Raw genomic sequence first — 25,951 nt, forward strand, 5'->3', positions numbered from 1 at the left:
CTGTTTCTTCATTTTTTATTACCTTGTACATGTACTTGCAGCCTAAGCTATGAATCAGATTGAACAGGAACGCCTTTTACTCGAACGATTGAAAGAGAATGAGCAGGAAGCGTATCTTTCACTTTATCATTTATACTACCCGGATTTAGCGCGTTATGTACTTAATAACAGTGGGAATAGAGAAGATGCTGAAGATGTGTTCCAAGAAACGTTGCTGGTTTTATTGCATAAAATACGTGGAGAGCATTTCCAATTAACTTCTGAATTAAAAACTTTTTTATATGCCATCAATAGAATTCAATGGCTTAAAAAATTAAGGAGTCGACAGATTTCTATTCCCCTTGAATCTTTAGAACATTCCGATAACATACCTACAGATGATGTTGATTTTGACTTACAGCAACATCAACAATCTGAAAATTGGCTACAACGTTTGTTTGAAAATATTACTGGCCACTGTGTGGTATTGATTACACGCATTTTTTTGAAACAACATGAGCCAGAAGCACTCATAAAAGAATTGGGCTATAAAAATAGTCACACTTTTCAGAATCAAAAATACAAGTGTATCAATCAATTAAGAAAAGCCGGAAAAAAATTTCCTTTAGGTGGGTGATTAAGACTGAAGTGTGGTATTAATATTAAACAAACTAAAAATTTAAGATTATGGCACTTCAACTACAACAAACCGCTCCCGATTTCAATATCACCGATGTCTTTAACAAGAACATCTCACTTCATTCATATAAAGGCAAAAAAGTATACCTGCTATTTATGCGCTTCGCTGGATGTCCGGTATGTAATCTACGGGTTCATTCCTTGTTAAAGCAGGCGAATGCATTCAAAGAAAAAAACATAGAGGTAGTTTTGGTATACGAATCTTCTATTGAGAATATGCGCACGTATTTAGATGATACAGCGTATCCATATACATTTGTAGCCGATCCACAAAATATATTATATGATCGTTATGGAGTAGAAAAATCGTGGTGGAAATTCTTATCCTCTATGTTTAAAGGGCTGATTGCAAAAGCACTTGCCGGTGAAAAATTATTTAAGAATAAGCCTAAAGCAGATGGTAAAGTGAATCGGATGGAAGCTGAATTTTTAATTGATGAAGGTGGAAAGATTATCCTTGCACACTATGCATCCTTCTTAGGTGATAATATTCCAATTGAAAAAATATTGAACGGATAAGGTCTTACCTTTTAAAACATTCAGTAAAGCTTCATAAAATGATTTTATGAAGCTTTACTAAATGTGCAGCTTATTGAATTATTTTTTTGCATATTTGATGATCTTTCAACAATTAATCTTTTTAAGCTTATCACTTTTATTTCAATCAACATGCAGATAGGAAAATTCTATATTCGAATTCTTTTAGTACTAATTCTTATTACTAGTTTTTCTCAATTTATATTCGCGCAGAAAGAATCCAACAATTGGTACTTTGGCAACAATGCAGGTATTACTTTCAATACATCTCCGCCTTCTGCTTTAACCGATGGGGCGCTAACAGCAAGAGAAGGCTGTGCAAGCATTTCTGACGAAAATGGAAATTTATTATTTTATTCAAATGGTATAAATGTTTGGAATAAAAACCATGTAATCATGGATAACGGAAGCGGATTGGAAGGTTCGGACTACAGTACTCAAAGTTCATTAATTGTAAAGTTGCCAGGTAGCACTAATTTGTTTTATATTTTTACAGTACCTGATCAACAAGATATCGGTGCTTATAAATATTCAATTGTTGACTTATCTTTTAATGCCGGTCTAGGAAAAGTTATCACAAAAAATCTGCCTCTTTTAAAAGATGTTACAGATCCCAATTCTGCATTTACTAATCTATCAACGGAAGCATTAACAGCTGGATACCACACAAACCAAACAGATGTCTGGATTGTTGTACATGAATATAATGTTACAAAATTTTATAGCTATTTATTGACCCCTAGTGGTCTTCAACAACCCGTTGTTTCGAATACTGGTAACCAAAAATCTTATTTAGGACAATGCAGAATTTCACCCAATGGCAAACGAATAGCTGTTGGCGGCTATTTTGCAACAGGTGTTGATTTGTTTGATTTCAATTCTGAAACTGGTATTATATCTAATGCGCAAGCTTTGATTGGAACCTTGAATGCGCTAGACCATCGAATTTATGGACTCAGTTTTTCTCCCAATAGCAATCTGCTTTATATTACAGATGCGACTGCAAATATATATCAATTCGATTTAACACAATCTACAACAGCAGACATCATCAACTCCAAAAAAGTTATTGGTCATGGAACTGGAAACCAATATCCCCAAATACAACTAGGTCCAGACAAAAAAATTTATGTTGCACAAAACGGAAAGACTTTTTTAGGTGTTATTGAAAGTCCAGATATAATTGGCACAAGCTGTACGTTTGTAGATAATGGCATTTCTTTGAATGGACGAATGAGTACCCTTGGCTTACCTACGTTTATGGTAAACTATGTCACACTGCGCCCTCCAGTTGTTAGCCTCGGAAATGATACTACACTCTGCCCATCTGCCACTATTATATTAGATGCTGGGAACAATCAAGGTGCAACATTTTTATGGAATACACAGGCACAAACACAAACTATTACCATAACAAGCGCCGGAAAATATTATGTTGATGTCACACGTGATAATATTAAAACAAGTGATACAATTATCGTTTCGTATATTTCATTTGATCCGTTAAACATTCCTACTTCTTATGAATATTGTGCAGATACAGACCCTTCACTACAACTAAATCCTGCATTTACAGAAACTCAATTTATATGGCAAGATGGTTCAACAACACATCTTTACTCCATTACTCAAGCGGGTGTATATTGGTTGGAGCGATACAATCAAAACTGTTCCATTAGAAATGAGTTTACTGTAACAAATAACTGCAGTGTTGAAATGATCATTCCAAACTTAATTACACCCAATAAAGACGGATTGAATGATGTATTCGCTATTAAAAATTTACCGATACCAAACTGGAGTCTGGAAATTTATAATCGTTGGGGCGCATTGGTATATCGTGCAGAAGAATATAAAAATGATTGGGGCAATCACAATGTATCCGATGGCGTGTATTATTACCAGTTGAAACACCGCTTCAACGGAACTACTCATAAAGGCTGGGTGGAAGTACTGGGAGCTGTTAAGTAAAATGTCTGAACCGGGATTTATAATGGATTTAATGGATAGACAGGAAATCATCGCAGCTCTTTAATCAACCATACATACGTTCTATAAAGTATGTATGCTTGATTAAATAACGAGTATCCTGAATTTCCTTTTCATCCCAAAAATCATGGTTCAGACAAAAAGGTGTGCTTATTCAACAATCTTAAATTTATTATTTGTAAGTCTCTTAAATTCTAAAGATGTTTTTCCAAAATTGATTAGCAAACCAATTTCAAGATTAAAAGCTTCTAAATAATTTATTGCTTGTGCAAGATGAACATTTTCAACCTGAGTAATAGCCTTCAATTCTAAACAGATATTGGATTGAATTAAAAAATCAACCCTCCTTGTGCCAATTTGTTTTCTTTGTAAAAAATAGGCATCTCATGTTCTCTCGAGAAAGGTATTTTATTTAACTCTAATTCATATTCAAGAGCTCGTTGGTAAATAACTTCTTGAAATCCATTTCCCAATCGACTATGCACTTCCATTGCACAGCCAATTACTTTTTTAGTAATGTCTTCGTATTTCATTTTTACTTATTTTTAAAAATATAGCTGAATTAAAAAATTAAAAATGTCTGAACTGGGATTATAAAGAATTTAATCGATAGACAAGAAATAATAGTATTATTATTTATTCTAGCTTAAATAATAAACATCCTGAATTTCCTTTCAATCTCAAAAATCCCAGTTCAGACAATTGCACATTACTTAGTATGTGATTTTATTGACCTTCGCTTATCTACATCCCAAATTTTGATGGGATAGCTTAATAAAATACCAAACGATGTCCCCCTTGTTATTAAGTTCGATTGGTAAGATCTGTTATCTTCAAGAGTGGTATAATTGAGCCGAATAGATTCGTATTTTGTTAAGCCTTGATTGTAATAAAATGTAAGAGCAATACTTTCTTTCCCTCGATGTAGAAATTGAAACGTTAATCCAATATTGGCAGAAACGCCATATTGATTTATTGTCTTATAGGTACTTTTAGTTTCAACATGTGCATTGGAATACGTTGCTGTAGAAAAAGGTCTTGGACTAAAATGATCGATTGCAATACCTCCAAACATATCTAATTTGAAATTAATAAATTTGCCATTCGTTTTAAACAAATAGTATGAAACCCTTAATGGAATGGTCCAACCTTGATTTGCACTCGAATGTTTATACCCCCAAGATCCTGAATCGGCTTGATGACCAACGGATTTTATACTATACGCATAGCCTGCATGATTATATAAGTAGCCAGTAGAGAATATAAATTTATTTTTGTGATAGTCAATTAATCCTCCAAAAATAATTTGATGATTTGATGCATTATTTTTGAATAAATCAGGTTTGTCACCACCATCAAATTTAGCGAAACATCTATTTAACCCAAGCATAGGTGTTAATGTAACGTATGTTTGAGCGGTTACTGAATTAACTGAAAAAATGATTACAACAACTAAGAAAATTTTTATTCTACTACACATATTAAAAATTGTATTATGTCCAGCAACATAACGATTTAAATTAGTTGTTATTGTAATTGTCCTATCTACGAGGTTTTAAAATCACGCAGACATATTTTTATTGCATTCCATTAACGGCGATGACTCCTTGAATATGATTAAACCAATCATTCATTTCAAGTTTGCTTACTTTGTGTGTTCCTTCATTCAGCAATCTAAGCGAAAGCATTCCATCGTTAAAAAATATTCTCAAATCCGGATCTGTAAATAATGACCCCACAATATTATTTACATTAACAAGATCTTTAAGCGATCGAGTAAATACAAAATTGTTTTTGCCATTCAATATAACCAATCGAATATTGGTTATGTAAACTTTATAATCTTCAATTCCAAATTGAACGGCTTTTGCTAAACTTGCTTTTTGAATTTGTTCGCCTGCTGCTAATACAAATGGAGTCATACAAATAGGGTTTTAATTAAAAATAATTTACTGTATTTAAAAATCAAAAGTTGATGTTCTTTACAAATATATTCTTTAATACACTATTGTCAAGAACAATGTCTTCAAAATTGTATTCGTAAATAAAAAAGCCGTTGAGAATAAATTTTCAACGGCTTTTTTTATTTTAATTTTTCACTGTTAAGCTTTAAGCTACCTCCTGCCCTTTGTTACGCATCGCAATAAACTCTTTGTAACGACGGAACATCGCCATACCCAAGCCAAGTATTACCAGCAAGGTACCGATCCACAAAATATTGATACCAGGTTTTTCTATTGCTTTGATAATGATGTAATCTTTCTGACACGTCTGAACAGAGAAAGAAAATTCGTTTGTGTCCGGATTTATTTTATCTAAACTGATTTTAACACCAAGTTCTTCATTCATTTCAGGTATTGCACCGGATGCACTTTGTTCAGCAAGAATTACAAGATTGGGATGCATCGGATAAGACGCACCATCCGGACCAAGCAATAACAAATGTGCGACAATTGCGAAATCATTTTTACCTAGTTCAACACCTGGTATCGAATTGATCACATCGATGTGCTTGAAGATACATACATAATCGTTTATGAAAATGGTGTCGCCTTTATGAATCTTGTGTGTTTCTACTTCAGACCAATCTCTTTCATCCGGACTTAAGGGAATAGCTGATAAGTGCGAATACAAATCTCTGCTTGCAAAATGTTTGATGTCTGGTGAAACCACATTACCCATACGTGGATTTTTCTGAATACGTGGATACAGAGTGAATGTATCACCTTCAGCTTTTACATACGCAACTTCATAGAACGTATTTTCAGGATTGGTTTCAAGTGTATCGCCTTTATGAAATACAACTACACCTTTGTCTTTTAATTCTTTTCTTAGAATAACTTTGTATGGATCTTCTGGAGTAGGTAAGGTCCAGTCTTTGTTGACATAGCCACTATAGCCTTCTACTTCGATGCGTTGCCCTTTGTAGATCAATTGCAGATCTTTCATCTTCTCCGGTGCATTCCGGAACAGCAACAAGTTGTGTGTGTTTATATCCCCTTCAGATTCTTTTAAATAAACCAAACCTGTAGTGTTCAACGAAACGATCTTTGAATAACCTGCAGAAAATAAAATTCCCACGAACATCATTGCCATACCGATGTGTGCAATAGCCCCGCCTGTGATACGATAATTGTTTTTTACAACTTTCACAAAAATCATGCTGTTGCTGAAAATTGAAAACAAACTTGCTGCTATAAGTATTATGTATGCGATCTTCACAGCTACATGAATTTCTTCTCCTCTGTATGCATCAAATACACCCAATAAAATAATACCTGAAGTGAAGGCAAGAGACAAAATAAGCGGCAGGTATAAGGCATCCCACAATTGTTTGCTGTCAATTTTTTTCCACCAGAACAATTGACCCATACCTGAAAGTATTGCAATAAATATTGCGAAACCCATTTGCCAGTGACTATAGAATATTTCTGGCTTTGCTGGAGGAGCCATAGACAATTCCATACCCAATGCTTTGGCAATAGCATTGTATACAGGGATAGATGTCATTACCAATACCTGAAATGCTGCCAAACCCAAGGTAAGCACACCAATGAAAATCCAGAATTCACGGGAGTATACAGAAGGCTCCTGACTTTCAATCGGAATCTTTTTCCATGATCTTGCAATCAATATTATTGCAAGGAATGTAAATGTTAACAGATAGATCAGCAACTGACCTGATAAACCTAAGTCTGTAAAAGAATGCACGGAAGCATTTCCTAAAATACCACTGCGTGTTAAGAAGGTTGCATATAAAACTAACAGGAACGAAAGCGTAACCATGATCACTGCTATACGCAAAGCTGTTCCGCTGTTTTTGTAAGAGATCATTAAGTGTATGCCAGCAATTAATACCAGCCATGGTATATATACAGCATTCTCCACGGGATCCCAGTTCCAGTATCCGCCGAAGTTCAATGTTTCATAGGCCCAGTATGCACCCATCATAATACCTGTACCTAATACAACTGCCGCAAATAAAGCCCATGGCAATGCAGGTCTGATCCATTCTTTTGTCCAGCCTTTCCACAAACCAGCCATGCAGTAAGCAAACGGAACAATGGTTGCAGCAAATCCTAAGAACAATGTTGGCGGGTGAATCACCATCCAGTAATTTTGCAATAATGGATTCAATCCATTTCCGTCTTCAGCAATAAAATCCGGGCGAATCTGATACACCGGCAAATCAGGCATCGCTTCTTTCATCAATATAAAAGGAGATGAACCAATCTTTGTATTCAGATATGGAATTACAATACCAATGATCATAGATGCCAGAAACGCCTGTACCAGCATAAACACCGCCATTACAGGGGCTTCCCATGTGTTGTTTACTTTAATAAGTATTGCACCCAATATGGCATGCCAGAAGATCCATAACAAAAAACTACCTTCCTGCCCTTCCCAGAAGCAAGAGATCATATAGTATACAGGCAAATGATTGGATGAATGGCTCCACGCGTATTGATATTCGTATCTGTGGTTGTAGATGATTGCAAACAAGGTTGCTACAATACCAAATACCGATACCGCATGTACTGTAAATGCAATGCGCGAAAACCGTAACCAGGATGATTTACTTAATTGATTTTCTTGAGATGCTTCGTAATAGCCGTAAGAAGCAAGAAGAGCAGCAAAGAAAGAGGTGATGACAAATAGATGGCCGTAATCGCCAATAAGCAGATTCATAAATTAGATTTTTACTTCTTTGTCCTCATATTAGAAGGACATTTCATTAATATTTTATTGGCAACAAATACGCCTGTCTTTGCATGGCCGATCTTAACTTGAATATTTTAATCGATTTTATTAGACGTTTCCAAGCTACTATAAGAAACAAGTAATGCAGCAAAGAATGAGGTGATGACAATGTTAATTATTAGATGGCCGTAATCGCCAATAAGCAAATCCATAATTAAATTTTTACTTCCTTGTCCTCATACTTAGAAGGACATTTCATTAATATTTTATCAGCAATAAATACATTCTCTTTGATATTGGTATGACCAATGATCACGATCTGTTCCGCCTTCTCAAAGTCTTGTGGTTTGGGTTCAAAAAACAAAACCTTCTGCGTTACATTTTTTGTATCCGTTAATAAGAACTCGAAGTAATTGGGATCTACACCCGGATTGTATACAATTCCGGTAAATTCTCCGGCAGCATTTTTTTGAACTTTGCCAATGACATGAACTAATTCATCGTCGCCTTCTTTGGCTAATTCAGCTGCTTGTGTAAAGTCTACATACTGGCTTGCGCTTCCTGTTGTTGAGAATATAACAGCAACCGCAACGGCAATAATGACCAATAAAATGATTGAACCCTTTTTCATATTAATCCTGATCTTTATATTCTTTTTCTAACTTGCCGATTTTTTTATCAAGCAGGATCATATAAATCAACAGACCAACAAGTATCGTAGCTACAACTGTTATGACAACATATATTTTTCCATCTGCACGAAAAGAATCTGCCATTATATCAATAGCATCCTTTTTTAATGGAATTGGTTTTTTTAATGGAATTGATTTTTCAGTTACCTGAGCGAATACATTGGTGCTTGCAGCCAAAAGCAACCCAAGCATGCAATAAATTTTATGAAGCATGTTCTATTGAATTTGTAATTAAACCATCTTTTTTATCTGCCCACAAACGCAGGCGTACACGGAGTGTTGTGATCCATGTTCCTAATAACATAAAACCAAGAATGGATGAATAAAAGATCATATTCATTTCACGGTCTCTATCGTATGCATTGAATCCCGGATTACCGCCGTTACCCGGATGCAGCGAATCTGTCAAACGCGGCATGATGTAGATCAATGCCATGAATGCAGGAAATGCAAATATATTATACACCGCAGTAATGCGCGCTTTCTTATCTTCATCTGCAATGGCATCGCGTAAGATCATATAAGCAGTATAGATCAACATGGCGATTGCCGCTGCATTCAGCTTGGGATCTTTTGTCCAGAATGCCCCCCATGTAAATTTTGCCCACATCATACCTGTAAGTAAACCAAGTATGCCGAAGAACATTCCTGTACGCGTGAATTCAACAACAATACGATCGTGTTTCAGATTTCCGGTTTTTAAATACACAATGGAATATGCAAATGCGATCAATAAAAATAAGGTCATCGCAAACCACATCGGTACATGGAAATATAAGTTGCGGATGGTTTCACCCAATTGTTCCATACGCGGAACATTACCCATAAAACCCATAATTGCTCCATACATTAACAATACGAAGGCAAGTATTTTCCACCAGGCAAAAGGAGAGGAATTAGAAAGCATATGAATTTGTATTATAGAACACCCTTTGTAGTGTTTCTTAATGGACTAATTAATTTCAATTCGATAAAACCCTTGAAGGATTTGCAGCCAAATTTCAAACTAAATTCCGGTTCATTTAGTTCTTCCAAAGGTACGGAAATAATAGATAGGAAACTGTGATCGTGATCACATTAACCGCTAATAAAACCATTAAATCCTGATAAGCCAGACTTCGTTCCAGGCCATCGATAGCACTTTTAGAAACTTTGATCAGAATCAATAATACCGGAATCACAACGGGGAAACTCAATACCGCCATCAGCGTCATACTGTGCTGAGTTTGAGCGGCAATTGCGGCAATAAAGGTAAGTGTTGCGGCCAGACAGGAAGCGCCAATGATTGTAATTCCAATGAACATGGTTAGATCCTGCACGGCATTGCCCATCATTAATGTGAACAAGGCCAGTCCGACCATTGCCATAAGTATCAGTAATACAATATTATAAATAAGCTTGGAAAGAATGATTGCTCCGGGCGAGGCAAGAAAATAGTAGTAATAGTGCCGGCTGGAACGTTCCAGGAGGAAACTTCTGGATGCTGCATTTACGGAAGCCAATAAAACAATGATCCAGAACAAGGCATTCCAGGTCATTGGTGAGAGGTCTCCTCCGCGTCCGAAAAAAGCAAAATAACAGATAAAAATTGCCCCGGCTAAGTATACCAAGACCGCATTAAACATGTAACGCAGACGGAATTCGAGCAGGAATTCTTTTTTTACTAAAGCAACCGTTTCGCTTATTAAAGACATGCGGTAAAATTAGGCTTTTTTACTGTCTTAACCGCTGATTAAGTTGATTTATATGATTAAAAATGATTGGAATCAGCCATTGTTAACCAAACTTGGAGCAATGCCAATTTAGTTTCTTGGGGTGATGCCCCAAGGAAAAGAAAGCTTGGCTAGTGTAGTATCAACTCAAGAAAAACTACTGGTGAATCACTAGTGCTAGTGATAAAATATTTCTGAAAAGTTTTAATCTTGCAACTAGCGCCTAGAAACTAGCAACTAGAATAAACTTTTGTTATTTTTGTACCCTCTATGTTAGATAAGATTAAAGAATTAACGCAAACGATTGAAGCATTTTCAATCGATTCCAAAGAACAGCTGGAACAGTTCCGCCTTGAATACCTGAGCAAAAAAGGTAAGATCACAAGTATGTTTGATGGCTTCGATTTTAAAACTGTTGCACCCGAGATCAAAAAATCTATGGGACAAGAGATGAATAAATTGAAGGTTCTTGCTCAGACAAAATTTGAAGAGATTCAGGAAAAACTAAATGCCGGTGGTGCTGATAACAACACACATCAAAAAATTGATACGTCTCTTCCTTCGATCCCGAATGAATTAGGTGGCCGCCATCCGATCAGTGTGGTGCGTGAACAAATATATACAGTGTTTGAACGTATGGGCTTCAGTTTATCGGATGGACCGGAGATCGAAGACGACTTTCATAATTTTACTGCACTGAATTTTCCGGAGAATCACCCGGCACGCGAAATGCAGGATACGTTTTTTATTGAACGCAATCCGGATATTGTATTGCGTACGCATACATCAAGTGTACAGGTACGTGTGATGGAAAATCAAAAACCTCCTATCCGTACCATTTCTCCGGGACGTGTGTATCGTAACGAAGCAATCTCTGCACGTGCGCATTGCATGTTCCATCAGATCGAAGGTTTGTACGTTGATAAAAATGTAAGCTTTGCAGATCTGAAAAATACACTTTATCATTTTTCTAAAGAGATGTTTGGTAAAGATACACAGATCCGTTTCCGTCCATCGTTTTTCCCTTTTACTGAACCAAGTGCAGAGATGGACATCTCTTGTTTCATCTGTAACGGTAAGGGCTGCAATATCTGTAAGCAAAGCGGATGGGTAGAGATCGGCGGTGCCGGTATGTTAGATCCGAATGTATTAACCAACTGCAACATTGATCCGAAAGTTTACAGCGGCTTTGCATTTGGTATGGGCATCGAACGTATTACGATGTTAAAATATCAGATCAAAGATTTGCGTCTCTTCACAGAAAATGATGTGCGTTTCTTAAGACAGTTTAAACACGCAGAATAATTTCCTTTATTAAAAAATAAAACATGAAAAGTCCGTCACGCTAATTAGCGTGACGGACTTTTCATTATAAGTAGGTATTGTATAACAACTATTACCTGGTTACCTTTTCACATTGTAATATATTAACTCCTGATTTCACATATTTGAATTTTATTATGAAAAAAATTTTACTGGCTGCTATTATTTTTATCAGCGCTTTTTCGGTTGGGTATTCTCAATGCACACCGAGTGTAACGATAACAGCAGATAAAACAACTATCTGTCTTGGAGAAATAGTAATATTTACTGCAACTCAAACAAATGGCGGTACATCCCCATCTTATACATGGAAAAAGAATAACGCTATTATAGCATCTGCCACAAATTCAACTTATACAACATCGCCTTCAGATGGAGGTACTTATACCGCAGAAATGTTAAGTAGCGAATCGTGTGCAAATTCATCTTCAGTAGTATCAAATGCCATCGTATTAAATATAAATACATATAGTGCGCCAAGTATAATTTTGTCACAAGGGATTTCTTCGGGCAAGTCAACAGCTTGTCCTAATACTTCTATATATTTTGGCACCTACTCCGAAAATGGAGGCACTACACCTCTTTACGAATGGTTCATAAATAATACAAGCCAAGGCCCCCCATCACCAAATACTTCATTCACAACAACGGCATTAACTTCAAATACAGATGTTGTTAGAGTAACATTAACAAGTAACATAGCCTGCGTAATAGGACCACGTACAGTTTCTTCTTTAGGTATGTTCGCACATATAACTCCTATTATCGGATCTGGCACTATAGGCACAAATCAAACTATTTGCTATAACAGTATTCCACCAGAAATTACAGAAACAGCTGCACCAACAAATATTATTGGCATACCAACGTATACCTGGGAAGCATCAGCAGATGGAGCAATCTGGTCTGTTATCCCTGGCGCATCAGGTTCAGGATATACACCTCCTCCAATTCCTTTAACACAAGATACGTACATTAGAAGAACAGTAACAGATCCAGACTCACCTGCCCCATGTAATACTGCAACAAGTAATGTCGTACATATTACTGTTCGTCCAATATTAACAGCTGGTGTGATTAGTGGCGATGAAACCATTTGTTCAGGATCTACCACAGCAACAATAGTACAAACAACCGCTCCAATAGGTGGTACTGTTTATTCTTATCAATGGGAAGCTAGTGTAACTGGATCATCATTCTCAAATATTGTGGGGGCCACAAATTCAAATTATAATACAGGTGCATTAACTGTAACAACTTATTATAGACGTAAAGAAATCTCAAACTTCTGTGGTACTACATACACTAATGTAGTTACCAAAACAGTTGGTGCTCCTGAAATAGTAACTGCCGTAATTGATAATGCACCGAACACGGTATGCGCAGCAGCAGGTTCGATCGTGTTTACAGCAAATGGATGTTCTACAACAGGAATGGGAATATTGCATTACCAATGGTTCTTAGGATCAAATTTGGTTGGAACAGACAATCCAACATATACCTTACCGATTTCTGTCACAGATAACGGCAAGATCATTAAAGTACTAGTAAGTACTTCTACATCATGTAACGCAGGAACAAGTTCTGCAACGTATACTCTGGATATTGTGAGTGCTGCTACACCAACAGTTTCGATTACTACAAACAACAATCCCGTTTGTATAGGTATGCCAACAACGTTTACAGTAACAACTACAGGTGGCGGTGCAGTGCCAGCGTATCAATGGTATGTAGTTCCTTCCGGTTCATCAGCTGGAACTATTGGTACCGCTGTAGGTACAGGCGGTTCAACGTATTCCAGTTCATCTTTACACCATGGTGATCAGGTATATGTAATGTTAACATCAACCTCAGTTTGTCTCTCCGGCCCAAATCCATTTAAATCGAATAGCATTACCATGTCGGTTAAACCTATACCTTCCCCGGTAATCAATGAAGGTGATCAAACCGTTTGCTCGCCAAATTCATTTACGTATCATGCAATTGTAGGAAGTGGAACGAATTTACAATGGACGTTGAATGCAACACCTATAAGCGGTGCTACAACTGCTACCTATACGGCAACGCAATCAGGTACCTATTCTATTCAGGAAGACAATGGCACATGTAATGCAACTTCTGCTCCTGTGCAATTTACAGTTGTCTCCACACCTCTTGCAAATGCAGGCCCGGACCAATATGTACTGGCAGCTTCAATCGTTACTCTAAATGCAAGTGGTGGGACTGACTACAGCTGGTCACCAAGTACCTATTTAAGCAATACAGCTATTGCCAATCCAACCTTGACTGCTGATCAAACGATCATATATACGGTAACGGTAAGTAATCATTCAGGAGCAGCTACATGCTCAACTTCAGACGATGTGACAGTTTATGTTAGCAATGCACCTGCAGGCTCATTCAGTACTTCCATTAACGGTCCAAATCCAATTATGTCCGGACAACAAAATGCACGGTACAGTGTTACCAATCAACCAAGTTTTACATACACATGGTCTGTTACAGGCGGTACCATTGTTAGCGGACAAAATACAAATTCTGTAGTAGTAGATTGGGATGATGTAACTTCACTTGCACGAACAACTGCAGCTGCATATTCTATTTCTGTTGTAGAAAAAAATTCCACAAACCAAACGAAAAAAACAAAATTAATAATCAATACGATTTCAACAGGCACTACTTTATCTCAAGCACAGTCTGGTATTAAATTATTTCCAAACCCAACGACTGAATCATTCAACATTGAAATGCCCGAAAGCGGTTTAGATGTATCGTATGAAATACTTGATTTAACAGGGCTTGTAGTGGCAACCGGTACATTTACTTCTAACGGAAGCAATCAAAAAATTGATGCGGACTTTGGTGCGGGGATGTACCAGGTAATTTTAAAATATGATACTGTTGTTGCCTGTGTACGTTTAAGTAAAATTCAATAGATTTTTTCCTTATAAATAAATCCGTATCGATCCCTATCGGTACGGATTTTTATTTTACTTCCATTCAAATTATAATTTTTTTATTCGGTTACCTTTCATCACAAAAATACATTAACTTATAGTTTTCACTATTTCAACTTTCGTTATGAAAAAAATTTTACTGGCTGTTATCATTTTTGTTAGTGCTATCACAGCATCTTATTCTCAATGCACACCGCCTACGTCTGTAACAATTGTACCGTCTGTATCTATATGCGTAGGAGCAAATTTAATATTAACCGGTATAGTTACTCTGCCAACAACTCCACCAACAGGTGTATATCAGTATACCTGGTATAAAGGAACATATAGTGCAGCAAATATTGTAGCTGGCCCATCTGAGTCATCTGAAATTTATTGGGACTTTATAAAAATAGGAGTTGCCTTAGCAGACGCTGGTACCTATACATTACGTGTGGAAGATTATACAGCACCTGGAGATAATGCATCTTGTTATAAAGAAGCAAGTGTTGTTGTAACGGTAAATCCGATCGTGCAACCATCCGTAACACTTTCAGCAGATAAAACCGCTATCTGTAATGGTGATGTTATAAAATTTACTGCAACGCCCACAAATGGAGGAACGAATCCACCGTATCAATGGAAAAAAAATGGAATTACTATTGCAGGTGCAACAAATGCAACCTATACAACAACTTCAGCTCAAAACGGAGATAGCTATACAGTAACATTAACAAGCGTTGATGCTTGTGCAAATCCAACTACAGTAACTTCCAATGCAATAATAATCACGGTTACACCTACAGTTCTACCGAGTGTAACAATATCAGTATCTCCTAATACAACGATCTGTGCTGGTACAAGTGTAACATTTACAGCAACACCAACGAATGGAGGAACAACACCATTTTATCAATGGAACAAAAATGGTGTTAATATATATGGTGCAACAAATGCTACCTATACAACGACTTCAGTTCAAAACGGAGATAGCTATACAGTAAGAATGACTAGCTATGCAACTTGTCCAAGTCCTTCTACTGCAACATCATATGCAATCGTAATGACAGTAGCAACAGTGCTAACTCCTGCGGTAAGCATCACTGCAACACCGGCAGGAACAATTTGTCCTGGAACAAGCGTAACCTTTACCGCGTCTCCGGGTAACGGAGGTACAGCACCAATGTATGAGTGGTTTATCGGAGGAACAAGCCAGGGAGTAACTACATCAGCGGAGACCTTTACAAGTACAACCTTAGCAAACGGTGACCAAGTGAAAGTTGTCATGACAAGCAGCTCAGGTTGTGTTGCAGCGCCAGGTACAGCAACTTCTAATACAATCACAACCACAGTGACTCAGGCAGCAACACCGACAGTTTCAATTTCTGCTGATAAATCAGCCATTTGCAGAAACGGTTCAGTAACCTTTACTGCAACACCTGGTAATGGTGGTGTTGTACCATTATATGAATGGTTTATAAATAATGTAAGTCAAGGTGGAGCAAATTCACCTTCAACATTCACTACATCCGCTTTGACATCAAGCTCTGACGTAGTGAAAGTAATATTAACAAGTAGTGTTGCCTGCGCATCAGCACCAGGTACTGCATCTGCAACTAAATCCATAACTATCAATACAGGTATTGATGCAGGCATCATCGGTTCTGATCAAACCATTTGCTACAATACAATTCCCGCAAAAATTATAGAAATAACTGCACCCGAAAATATTACAGGAACAGCAACCTATGAATGGGAAGCATCTTTAGATGGAATCTCTACATGGGTTTCAATACCAGGCGCAAGCGGTGCAACATATACACCCACCGTTTCAATTACTTATGATGTTTTCATTCGGAGAGTAACAATAGATTCAGGTACACCGGCACCGTGTAATGTAGCAACAAGCAATACCGTACATATTACCGTGCGTCCGCAATTGACAGCAGGAGTAATCAGCTCTGATGAAACATTATGTTCAGGATCAATTCCCTCGGCTATTACACAAACTGCTGCACCTGCAGGAGGCGACGGTACTTTTACATACTTATGGCAGGCAAAAACTTCAGGAGCATTTAGTATTATTGCTGGGGAAACGAATGCAACTTATACTCCATCTACTTTGACTGTGACAACACAATTTCAACGTGTAGAAACATCTGGTGCATGCGGCAGTGTTACAAGTAATGCAGTTACCAAAACAGTATCAAATGCTCCTGCAACAATTCATATTGAAGACCCGGGACAAACATGTAATGGTGATATTGTTGTATTTAAATCAAAAGCAACCAATGCAGGTCTTACACCCACATACAATTGGTATGTAAACGATGTTCTGATTGCTTCCACTTTATCCGGATTTACGACACCTCCATTTGAAGGATTTAAATCAGGAGATGAAGTATATGCGGAAGTACTATCCAGTAATACATGTGCAACAACGAGTCCGGCAATTTCAAATAAAATTACAGTTGATTTAATTCCATGTACTATATCAAATTCAATATATACAACAACAAATATTGACGTTCTTCTGCAAAATTACACATCCAATAGTATTCCAAGCGTAACGGACTATACATACTTATGGTGGATCACACATGAGACGTTTATAGCTTTCGTGATCACCGGCCCGAATCCAATAACACCCGGACAACAAAGTGCGACGTATAGTGTACCTGATCAAACTGATATTACCTATCAATGGTCTGTTACGGGAGGCACCATTGTAAGCGGACAAAATACAAACAGCGTAACGGTTGATTGGGATAATGCAGTTTCTTCTGCGACTGCAAGAACTACTTCTATTGAGTATTCAATTTCTGTAACAGAAACCAATCAAGCCAATCAAAGCAAAACCGCTACGTTAGATTTGACCACACGTACAACAGGTGTTACAAAAACACAAGCTCAAGCAGGCATTACATTATTTCCAAATCCTACAACAGGATCGTTCAACATTGAAATGCCTGAAAGCGGTATGGATGTATCGTATGAAGTGCTTGATTTAACAGGGCTTTCAGTAGCAAGCGGTACATTTACTTCTACGGGAAGTAATCAAAACATTGATGCGAGTTTTGGTGCTGGTATGTATCAGGTAATTTTAAAATATGATAATGTTGTTACCTGTGTGCGTTTGAGTAAAATTCAATAAATTTTTTCCTTATAAATAAGAGCCGTATTGATCCCGATAGCTATCGGGATCAATACGGCTCTTTTATTTTATTAAAATATCTTCAACAGAGTAAAGATCTGATCTCTTCTTCTATCTACCCTGCAGTTAAATATATTTTCGAGATTCCTTTATTTTTATAACATTCAATCCGTTTGATAAGATTCCTAAGGTGTTCCAGTATTCTTCCACTCTTAAAATAATCATTCCATGGATTCGGATTTTCTTCCTGTTCCTTTTTATCTTCTTCCAGCTGCTGAAAAATCTCATTTGCCATAGCCACACCCATCTGATTGATAAACGTTTCTTTTACTTCATCCGGAAAATCCATTATCTCATCATATGCTTTGTAGGATATTTTTTCACAAACATTTCTATCTTCTTCTATTTTATTAAAAAAAGCTTGTGCAACATTCAATAAGAATACTGTGTCCTGTGTATTCTCATCAATATACTCTTGTGCTACTTCATCGTTGGTGTACACCAATTTCGTGAGCGGAGTCAAATCAATATTGTAGTATTCTCCTGCTTTTTTAAGAACAGATATTTCTCCAAAATTATCGTAACTGCAAACAAACGTGTGAAATTCTCTTTCAATGAAAAAGTAACAATCATCATTTACTTGTGCTTCATCTGAGTGAACACCGATATTAAACCCCATACTATATTAAATGTTTGATCTAGCATCTGTAGCATTACACTTCGCTGCTTCTGCATCATACTTTACAAACAGATATAAATAACAGGCTCTGGAAAGTCTAAAGAAATACGGTGATATCATAACGATCAGCAGTATAAAGAATATCAGAAATTCCATATACGGCAAGTCCAGTAATACTGTAAATAGAAACATTGGTACAAACAATGCTACATATAAGGCATAACTAAAATACATAGCTCCGTAATAAAAGCCTGTTTCTGGTTCCATCAATTGACCGCAGCATGTACACTTCTCAGGCATCAAATGTGAAGTCTTCCAAATGAACATGTTTGAATGGGTGAACATATTTCCTTTATGACATCTCGGACATTTTAAGGTTGCTAATGCGAATGCTGTTTTTGCCGCGTTCATAACTCTTTTTGTTTATATACTTAATGAGATTTTTTTCTGAATTCTTCCGGTGTAACTCCAACCTGTTTTTTGAAAAACTTACTGAAGTAGGAATTGTCCTTGAAATTCAATTCATATGCAATTTCTGAAATGTTGATGTGTTGATTGATCAGCATACGTTTCGCTTCCAGTATCACTCTGTTCCGTATCAACTCTCCTGCTGCAATACCAGTGTAGTCTTTGCATAAGCCATTCAGATGATTCGGTGTAACATATAACAACTCTGCATACTCCATCGGAAGTTTCAGCTTTTTATAATTCTTTTCAATTAATTTTTGAAAATTTTTAAGCAATGCATAATTGTAATTTGTTGTATCAAGTGTATGCTCTTCGCTTTTTTTCTGTTCGATCGTAATAAAGATCTTCAACAGCAATACACGTATCATATCCCAGCGATGATCATGCAATACATTTGCCTGCTCAACTAGTTCTTCAAATATTGCTTGTACCGCGCGCGCCTTTTCTTCCATTAAATTCAGCACACCATCTTTCGTGTTTCCTGCAAAAAAAGAAAAGGTTTCTATGTATTCCGGCCTCAGCAAAAACGACTGGAAAAACGCAGTGGAGAAATTTACCACATACCCTTCTACTTCACCTTCAAACTCCCAGGTGTGTACTTGTCCAGGGATCATAAAGTAGATCTGATCTTGCTGAACATTGAAACGATCAAAATCAATGGAATGAGAACCTCCTCCTTTTGTAAAAAAGATGAGATGGTAAAAGCTATGACGATGCGGAAAATGCAAATTGGAATATTGTAAAAAATATTCAGACAGCCTGCTTATTAAGATGTCATCTTCCTTATTTTCAGAAAGTGTACATATGTCGAATATAGGTATCTGCTTTTGCATAACAATACAAATATACGATATACAATAGCCAGTTTATGGTAGTTTATCTCCTTTTAATGGTAATTTTTACTTATTGGGAAATTTATAGCGGTTAACAGAAAAGAATAAATAAGAACTTTTGTATTCGTGTGTAACAACTATTGAATTTAAAAAATGGTAGCCCTATAAAACAAAAGTTGGCTGTAACATGTATTTTCTAAAGACTAAATCTCGAAATATACGAATGCTTACAGCCAACAAAATTTTACTTAATTAAGAAGGGACATTTTCCCTTAAGTGATAAAAGTTGGCTGTAACACGCATTTTCGACGGACTAAATCCTGAAATATAGATGTCTACAGCCAACAAACTCTTTATATGAAGCAGCTTATTTTCCTAAGCTCGCAACTAAATCTATATATTTTTGCATTGCAACTTCTTTGCTGATTCCTTTTAATCCTTCCCAGGCATTGTATTTGGCAATGGCCGGAAAATCAAAGAAATTGGTTGGCTTTTCAACATTCACATCTCCTTCAGTAGCCTGTTTATAAAGACTATACAGTGATAGCAAATTCTCATTGGATTGAGAGGGTAATAATTTCGATGCTATTACCGCTTTTTCAAATAACTCCTGCATAGTTACGAAAATTGTTTTATTTAATGAAATAATTGTATTAATATTCTATATACTGAATTGTACGGAAGAAGTCTTGAAAGAGTTTACATTTTAAAAGGGTATCTTTGTTTATTAATCGAAATAAATTTGAAAACGTCCATATTTGAGCAATCAAGCGATATTTTAATCACTTGCGCCCCGGATTTAAGTCCGCTGACAGCTAGAGAAATAGCTCAGCTTTCCATTCCGATCAAAAAAATACTTATCCACGGTATCGTGGTTGAGGGTACTGCACAGACTGCAATGTACCTGTGCATGCATTTACGGACAGCCAATAAGGTACTTTTTTTACTAAAAGAAGCTCAGGCTGATACACCGGAAGATTTGTATCGCGTTACGAAAAAAATTAACTGGGATAACTATTTTTCAAATACATCTTACTTCAGCATCGATTCGTTTGTGCAAAACAGTACCATTCGTGATACGCGTTTTGCCAATGTAAAATGCAAAGATGCCATTGCAGATTACTTTGTTGAAAAAACAGGAACACGCCCTGACTCGGGGCCTCTGCGCGATAAGGTTGTAATCTTTTTATATTGGAAAGAGAGTAGCTTATCTATTTATTTAGATCTATCCGGCGAACCGATCTCCAGACACGGCTATAGAGTAAATCCATGGAAAGCCCCAATGGCGGAGCCTCTGGCTGCAGGTGTTGTAATTACATCTGAATGGAATCCGGAAACACCGTTTATAAATCCGATGTGCGGCAGCGGTACATTAGCTATTGAAGCAGCATTGATCGGTATCAATAAAATCCCTGGACTGATTAGAAATGAATATGCCTTCCAGCATATACATGGCTACGACGAAGCCACATGGCACACCATGAAAAAGATGGCGATGCACCAAGTGAAGTCTTCGTTGCCATTTAAAATCATTGCATCCGATCACGATCAACGTGCACTAGACGCAGCCAAAGGCAATGCGGAGATTGCAGGTGTAGATCATCTGATCGATTTTGTGCTAAGCGATTTTCAGGATACGCCAATAGAAGCAGATCAGGAAGGCGTTGTTATATTGAATCCCGAATACGGTGAACGCCTTGGAGATGAGGAATCATTGGTATTAACCTATAAAGAAATCGGAGATTTCTTTAAACAAAAATGTGGCGGTTATAAAGGATTTGTGTTTACAGGTAATCTCGAATTAGCAAAACGCATCGGACTAAAACCAAAACGAAAAATAAAATTCTTCAGTGCTAAAATTGAATGCCGATTGATGCAGTATGAATTGTACTCGGGTACAAAGCGTGTGGTCTTTAAAACTGAATAAGTAATAGGTTTTAAGTAATCAGTTTTAAGATTGTTCGACGTTGCTTTGTAGTTAGAGCTTTCTTAAAACTTATTACCTATAACTTTAAACCTACAAATCCGTCCAATTACGAAACAAAGCCACCTGCCCTACTTTATTCTTCGCTTCATCGGGTAAATTCCAAAGCAACACTTTTTCTATTTTGAATCGTTGTCCATCAGAGGAAATCCGTATCCCTTCGTAATTATCTATATATCCTTTTTCCGCGGCTTCATTTAACAGGCGCTGTCTTTCTTCTGCCCGTTCCGGTTCAGCAGAAAGGCGCGATGGTAACGCTGTAAATTCTTGCCAGCTAAGATTCCACAACTGTTGTGCTGTAAGGTTCGCATAATTAAAAACGGGATCAGTCTGTATGCCATGAGAAACAACTACATAGGGTGCATGATACAATAAATACGAACGGTATTCATCTGAATACTGCGCATCAAATAAGTGTATTCCGGTTATCTGTTCATAGCTTGTTAAAATCCTTCTACTGTGCTGAATGACATCGGATGCCAACCAATATGGAATTATATTTTTTTGCATATTAATCTTTTATTACCTTTCCGTAGCAGAATAAAAACACACACCTGATTTGTTAACTTCATGCAAGTTATGTCTAAAATGTTGTATCAACAATTTCTAAAAATACCTCTCCTTGCTTTTTCACTAATAAGTGGAATTCTGTTAATTATTGTCTGGCCAACATCTTCCTTTGCTCTGCTCGCCTTTATTGCATTCGTTCCGATATTAATCTTGTTTGATGCGATTCAAAACGATACAAAAAAAAGAAAGGGAATCCGCTTTGCAGCATACACCTATCTTGCACTACTCATATGGAATGTAGGGACAACCTATTGGGTTTACAATTCAACTGCAGCCGGCGGTCTCTTTGCAATGATTGTGAATGCACTCTTAATGACGATACCTTTTATATTTTTTTACATCGTTCGGAAAAAAACTTATGAAATTATCGGATTACTTTCTTTTATCAGTTTTTATCTTCTGTTTGAATACTGGCACATCAACTGGCAATTAGCCTGGCCCTGGTTGACACTTGGGAATGCGTTTGCAAAAAACATTTTATTCGTTCAATGGTATGAGTATACGGGAGTTTTTGGGGGGTCGCTTTGGATATTGCTATGCAATACATTGATCTATGTATGCCTTAAACATTCATTCAAAATTTCTACGTTGATCTATACAGCACTTACTATTGCTCTGCCAATAGTTGTTTCTGTTTTCATTTATTACTCTTATAACGAAACCGGTACCGAAATAGAAGTTGTCGTTGTACAGCCAAATCTTGATCCCTACAATGAAAAATTCAGAAGTTCACCCCGAGCTGTTCCGTATGAAATTCAGTTTGACCGCATGTTGACATTAAGTGAAAAAGTACGGACACCTCAAACACGTTTTATCTTATGGCCTGAAACCGCTCTACCAGGTGATGTTAATGAAGCAAAAGTTTTTCAGCACCAGTTCATCCCTTATTTATTTTATTATTCGAAAAAAAATAACGTCAGTATCTTAACAGGAATTGATTCGCATCGGTTTGTAGACGAAGCACACAAAACGGTTACATCCAGAAAAACATTTGATGGATTATCCTATTACGATTCATTTAATGCAGCCTTACTTATCAATCCGGATTCTTCTATGAGCATCTATCACAAATCGCGTATGGTACCGGGTGTAGAAAGTTTGCCTTATCCTGAAATATTCGGTTTTGTTTCATCCAGTCTGGGAGGTATTGTACAATCGATCGGAAAAGATAGTATCGCCCGAGCATTAAAAAACGGATCCGGAATAGCTGTTGCACCAGTCATCTGCTACGAATCGATCTTTGGTGAATATGTAAGCGGCTATGTAACTAATGGTGCGAACTTCATCGGGATCATCACCAACGATGGCTGGTGGGGAAATACACAAGGTTACAAACAGCATTTTCAATATGCACGTCTGCGTGCCATTGAACAGCGCAAATCGGTAGCACGTGCTGCCAATACAGGTACATCCGGATTTATTGATCAACGAGGAAATGTGTTGCAGGAAAATAAGTATTGGGTGCAGGATGCATTGGTACAAAAAATAAAAATCAATAGCATTCAAACTTTTTATGCAAAGCATGGAGATTATATCGGTTTCTTTGCGCTTATACTTTCACCACTCTTATTTATTTACTCCTTCTTCTCAAAACGTTATGTTTAGTTCTGAAAAATTAAATCAATTAACTCTACAAATCACAAAGCTTGCACGCGAAGCGGGCGACTTTCAATTAAGAGAGCTGCAACATTTTGAACGCAGTAATATTGAATTCAAGGGCCGAAGCAACGATCTGGTTTCGTATGTAGATAAAGAAACAGAAAAATTGTTGATTGAAGGTTTGAGTAAATTGGTTCCTGAAGCAGGATTCGAAACCGAAGAAGGAACGATCGAACAATCCACTACAGGATTGAGATGGGTGATTGATCCATTAGATGGCACTACAAATTTTTTACATAAGATCCCGTTGTTTTCCATCAGCATTGCACTGGTGCAGGATGAAACGTTATTGATCGGTGTTGTACACGAGCCATCCCGAAACGAATGTTTTTATGCATGGAAAGATGGCGGTGCTTATATGAATGGAGAGCGCATTGAAGTGTCAGCCATTCAAACATTATCTGAATCACTGATTGCTACAGGATTTCCATATACGTTGCGAGGAAAAGCCGAACAATATTTTTCGTTGATCCGTCATTTTGTTGAAACTACACAGGGTGTAAGAAGATTGGGTTCTGCTGCAATAGATCTTTGTTATGTTGCTTGCGGCAGATTCGAATCGTATTTCGAATTCAATTTAAAACCATGGGATGTTGCTGCAGGAATTTTAATCGTGCGTGAAGCTGGCGGCTCTGTAAGTAATTATAGCGGAGGTTCTGACAGATGTCAGACAGCTGAAGAAGTTTGTGCTGCCAATAAAGATGTTCATCCATTCATGATTGAAACGCTAAAAAAGTATTGGTAAAAATACGATGCGTGGTATGGATTTCATACCACGCATCGTATAAAATTATTGGCCATTCATTTCATCCGGAGTACATACACCCACATGATCGCCATGTTGTAAGTGCCTTTGCAATTCGCTCCGAGGAACAGTTAATGTTACTCTCGTACCATCTTCTTTTTTATGACAAATCGTTACCTTCTCTTCAGTTGGTGGCGGTGTTGTTTTAACAGGCGCCGTATCTGCACTTGTACAAGCACCTACATGATCTCCATGAGCTTTGTGTTTCGCTACTTCACTTTTTTCCACGGTTAACGTTACTTTAGAACCGTCAGACTTTGTATGACAAATAACAACAGGTGGTGCAGGCTCCGTTGGCGTAGTTGTTTGTGCCGGAGGAGTTGTTGGAGTCGTCGGAGTTGGCGTAGTAGGTGTCGCCGGCGTCTGCTGTACAGGCGGTTTATCCGAACTTGTACATTCGCCTATATGGTCACCNTGNGCCAAGTGTGCATTCAATGCACTCTTAGAAACCTCAATCGTCTGAACGTTTGTAGGATTACCCGGTGGTCTATGACAGATTGTTACTTTCTCTTCTACTACTGGAGGTGTAACCGGCGTTGTCTGCGTTGGCGTAGNAGGTGTCGCCGGCGTCTGCTGTACAGGCGGNTTATCCGAACTTGTACATTCGCCTATATGGTCACCATGNGCCAAGTGTGCATTCAATGCACTCTTAGAAACCTCAATCGTCTGAACGTTTGTAGGATTACCCGGTGGTCTATGACAGATTGTTACTTTCTCTTCTACTACTGGAGGTGTAACCGGCGTTGTCTGCGTTGGCGTAGNAGGTGTCGCCGGCGTCTGCTGTACAGGCGGNTTATCCGAACTTGTACATTCGCCTATATGGTCACCATGNGCCAAGTGTGCATTCAATGCACTCTTAGAAACCTCAATCGTCTGAACGTTTGTAGGATTACCCGGTGGTCTATGACAGATTGTTACTTTCTCTTCTACTACTGGAGGTGTAACCGGCGTTGTCTGCGTTGGCGTAGCAGGTGTAGTTGGTGTTTGCTCCACAGGTGGTTTATCCGAACTTGTACATTCGCCTATATGGTCACCGTGTGCCAAGTGTGCATTCAATGCACTCTTAGGTATCTCAATTGTTTGAACATTTGTAGGATTACCCGGTGGTCTATGACAGATCGTTATCTTCTCTCCTACTACTGGAGGTGTAACCGGCGTTGTCTGCGTTGGCGTAGCAGGTGGAGTTGGTGTTTGCTCCACAGGCGGTTTATCCGAACTTGTACATTCG

General features: G+C 37.6%; 21 protein-coding genes and 1 pseudogene. 9 read left to right on the top strand and 13 right to left on the bottom strand.

The window, feature by feature from the left end:
• Positions 1-49 precede the first annotated feature (49 nt).
• The 3 genes from A3EE_RS0116845 to A3EE_RS0116855 all read left to right on the top strand — a co-directional run bounded on the left by A3EE_RS0116845 (position 50) and on the right by A3EE_RS0116855 (position 3,186).
• Positions 50-616 (top strand): RNA polymerase sigma factor, encoded by a 567-nt coding sequence (locus tag A3EE_RS0116845; protein WP_018344615.1) that lies wholly within the window; start codon positions 50-52, stop codon positions 614-616.
• A 50-nt stretch (positions 617-666) separates the two neighbouring features.
• Positions 667-1,197 (top strand): peroxiredoxin-like family protein, encoded by a 531-nt coding sequence (locus A3EE_RS0116850; RefSeq protein ID WP_018344616.1) that lies wholly within the window; start codon positions 667-669, stop codon positions 1,195-1,197.
• A gap of 150 nt (positions 1,198-1,347) precedes the next feature.
• On the top strand, positions 1,348-3,186 hold the full coding sequence (locus tag A3EE_RS0116855; RefSeq protein WP_157447077.1) for a T9SS type B sorting domain-containing protein: 1,839 nt from the start codon (positions 1,348-1,350) through the stop codon (positions 3,184-3,186).
• A gap of 168 nt (positions 3,187-3,354) precedes the next feature.
• On the opposite strand, the pseudogene A3EE_RS22290 reads toward A3EE_RS0116855, so the two are convergent.
• The 8 genes and pseudogenes from A3EE_RS22290 to A3EE_RS0116895 all read right to left on the bottom strand — a co-directional run bounded on the left by A3EE_RS22290 (position 3,355) and on the right by A3EE_RS0116895 (position 10,294).
• A pseudogene (locus A3EE_RS22290) lies at positions 3,355-3,737 on the bottom strand (GxxExxY protein).
• A gap of 176 nt (positions 3,738-3,913) precedes the next feature.
• Positions 3,914-4,684: a porin family protein gene (locus A3EE_RS0116865; RefSeq protein ID WP_018344618.1), complete on the bottom strand. Its 771-nt coding sequence runs from the start codon at positions 4,682-4,684 to the stop codon at positions 3,914-3,916.
• A gap of 97 nt (positions 4,685-4,781) precedes the next feature.
• Positions 4,782-5,126 (bottom strand): hypothetical protein, encoded by a 345-nt coding sequence (locus A3EE_RS0116870; RefSeq protein WP_018344619.1) that lies wholly within the window; start codon positions 5,124-5,126, stop codon positions 4,782-4,784.
• A gap of 187 nt (positions 5,127-5,313) precedes the next feature.
• Positions 5,314-7,896 carry a cytochrome c biogenesis protein CcsA gene (gene ccsA, locus A3EE_RS0116875; RefSeq protein ID WP_018344620.1) on the bottom strand — a complete coding sequence of 861 codons (2,583 nt, stop codon included), beginning with the start codon at positions 7,894-7,896 and terminating at the stop codon, positions 5,314-5,316.
• Positions 7,897-8,122: 226 nt separating this feature from the next.
• Positions 8,123-8,539 (bottom strand): cytochrome c maturation protein CcmE domain-containing protein, encoded by a 417-nt coding sequence (locus tag A3EE_RS0116880; protein ID WP_018344621.1) that lies wholly within the window; start codon positions 8,537-8,539, stop codon positions 8,123-8,125.
• A gap of 1 nt (position 8,540) precedes the next feature.
• Complete coding sequence (locus A3EE_RS0116885; RefSeq protein ID WP_018344622.1) at positions 8,541-8,813, bottom strand: CcmD family protein; 273 nt, start codon at positions 8,811-8,813, stop codon at positions 8,541-8,543.
• Positions 8,803-9,507, bottom strand: a complete 705-nt coding sequence (ccsA, locus tag A3EE_RS0116890; protein WP_018344623.1) for a cytochrome c biogenesis protein CcsA — start codon at positions 9,505-9,507, stop codon at positions 8,803-8,805. The genes A3EE_RS0116885 and ccsA (A3EE_RS0116890) overlap by 11 nt, the downstream gene beginning before the upstream one ends.
• 115 nt (positions 9,508-9,622) lie before the next feature.
• On the bottom strand, positions 9,623-10,294 hold the full coding sequence (locus tag A3EE_RS0116895) for a heme exporter protein CcmB (RefSeq protein WP_018344624.1): 672 nt from the start codon (positions 10,292-10,294) through the stop codon (positions 9,623-9,625).
• Between the two features lie 288 nt (positions 10,295-10,582).
• Between A3EE_RS0116895 and pheS the strand changes: the two genes are divergently transcribed.
• The 3 genes from pheS (at position 10,583) to A3EE_RS0116910 (ending at position 17,725) form a co-directional block, all read left to right on the top strand.
• The gene (pheS, locus tag A3EE_RS0116900; RefSeq protein ID WP_018344625.1) at positions 10,583-11,617 is read left to right on the top strand and encodes a phenylalanine--tRNA ligase subunit alpha; all 1,035 of its coding nucleotides are present in this window, start codon (positions 10,583-10,585) and stop codon (positions 11,615-11,617) included.
• A gap of 155 nt (positions 11,618-11,772) precedes the next feature.
• A complete protein-coding gene (locus tag A3EE_RS0116905) occupies positions 11,773-14,571 on the top strand; it encodes a T9SS type A sorting domain-containing protein (RefSeq protein WP_020526094.1) in 2,799 nt (932 codons plus the stop codon).
• Between the two features lie 145 nt (positions 14,572-14,716).
• Positions 14,717-17,725, top strand: coding sequence for a T9SS type A sorting domain-containing protein (locus A3EE_RS0116910; RefSeq protein WP_020526095.1), 3,009 nt, complete (start codon positions 14,717-14,719; stop codon positions 17,723-17,725).
• Between the two features lie 115 nt (positions 17,726-17,840).
• Here the strand turns inward: A3EE_RS0116910 and A3EE_RS0116915 are convergent, their stop codons facing one another.
• The 4 genes from A3EE_RS0116915 to A3EE_RS0116930 all read right to left on the bottom strand — a co-directional run bounded on the left by A3EE_RS0116915 (position 17,841) and on the right by A3EE_RS0116930 (position 20,321).
• Positions 17,841-18,404 carry a hypothetical protein gene (locus A3EE_RS0116915; RefSeq protein ID WP_018344626.1) on the bottom strand — a complete coding sequence of 188 codons (564 nt, stop codon included), beginning with the start codon at positions 18,402-18,404 and terminating at the stop codon, positions 17,841-17,843.
• Between the two features lie 6 nt (positions 18,405-18,410).
• Positions 18,411-18,815: a DUF983 domain-containing protein gene (locus A3EE_RS0116920; RefSeq protein WP_018344627.1), complete on the bottom strand. Its 405-nt coding sequence runs from the start codon at positions 18,813-18,815 to the stop codon at positions 18,411-18,413.
• 20 nt (positions 18,816-18,835) lie between these two features.
• Positions 18,836-19,705, bottom strand: coding sequence for a helix-turn-helix domain-containing protein (locus tag A3EE_RS0116925; protein ID WP_018344628.1), 870 nt, complete (start codon positions 19,703-19,705; stop codon positions 18,836-18,838).
• A 367-nt stretch (positions 19,706-20,072) separates the two neighbouring features.
• On the bottom strand, positions 20,073-20,321 hold the full coding sequence (locus A3EE_RS0116930; protein WP_018344629.1) for an acyl-CoA-binding protein: 249 nt from the start codon (positions 20,319-20,321) through the stop codon (positions 20,073-20,075).
• Between the two features lie 126 nt (positions 20,322-20,447).
• Here A3EE_RS0116930 and A3EE_RS0116935 point away from each other — a divergent pair, with 126 nt between their 5' ends.
• Positions 20,448-21,632 (top strand): THUMP domain-containing class I SAM-dependent RNA methyltransferase, encoded by a 1,185-nt coding sequence (locus tag A3EE_RS0116935; RefSeq protein WP_157447078.1) that lies wholly within the window; start codon positions 20,448-20,450, stop codon positions 21,630-21,632.
• A 90-nt stretch (positions 21,633-21,722) separates the two neighbouring features.
• Here the strand turns inward: A3EE_RS0116935 and A3EE_RS0116940 are convergent, their stop codons facing one another.
• Positions 21,723-22,199, bottom strand: coding sequence for an MEKHLA domain-containing protein (locus A3EE_RS0116940; protein ID WP_018344631.1), 477 nt, complete (start codon positions 22,197-22,199; stop codon positions 21,723-21,725).
• A gap of 69 nt (positions 22,200-22,268) precedes the next feature.
• On the opposite strand from A3EE_RS0116940, the gene lnt reads away from it, so the two are divergent.
• Positions 22,269-23,864, top strand: coding sequence for an apolipoprotein N-acyltransferase (gene lnt / locus A3EE_RS0116945; protein ID WP_026209841.1), 1,596 nt, complete (start codon positions 22,269-22,271; stop codon positions 23,862-23,864).
• Positions 23,857-24,663, top strand: a complete 807-nt coding sequence (locus tag A3EE_RS0116950; protein ID WP_018344633.1) for an inositol monophosphatase family protein — start codon at positions 23,857-23,859, stop codon at positions 24,661-24,663. Before lnt ends, A3EE_RS0116950 begins: the two co-directional genes overlap by 8 nt.
• The last annotated feature ends 1,288 nt before the right edge of the window (positions 24,664-25,951 follow it).

The organism is Cytophaga aurantiaca DSM 3654 (assembly GCF_000379725.1).
GTDB lineage: Bacteria > Bacteroidota > Bacteroidia > Cytophagales > Cytophagaceae > Cytophaga > Cytophaga aurantiaca.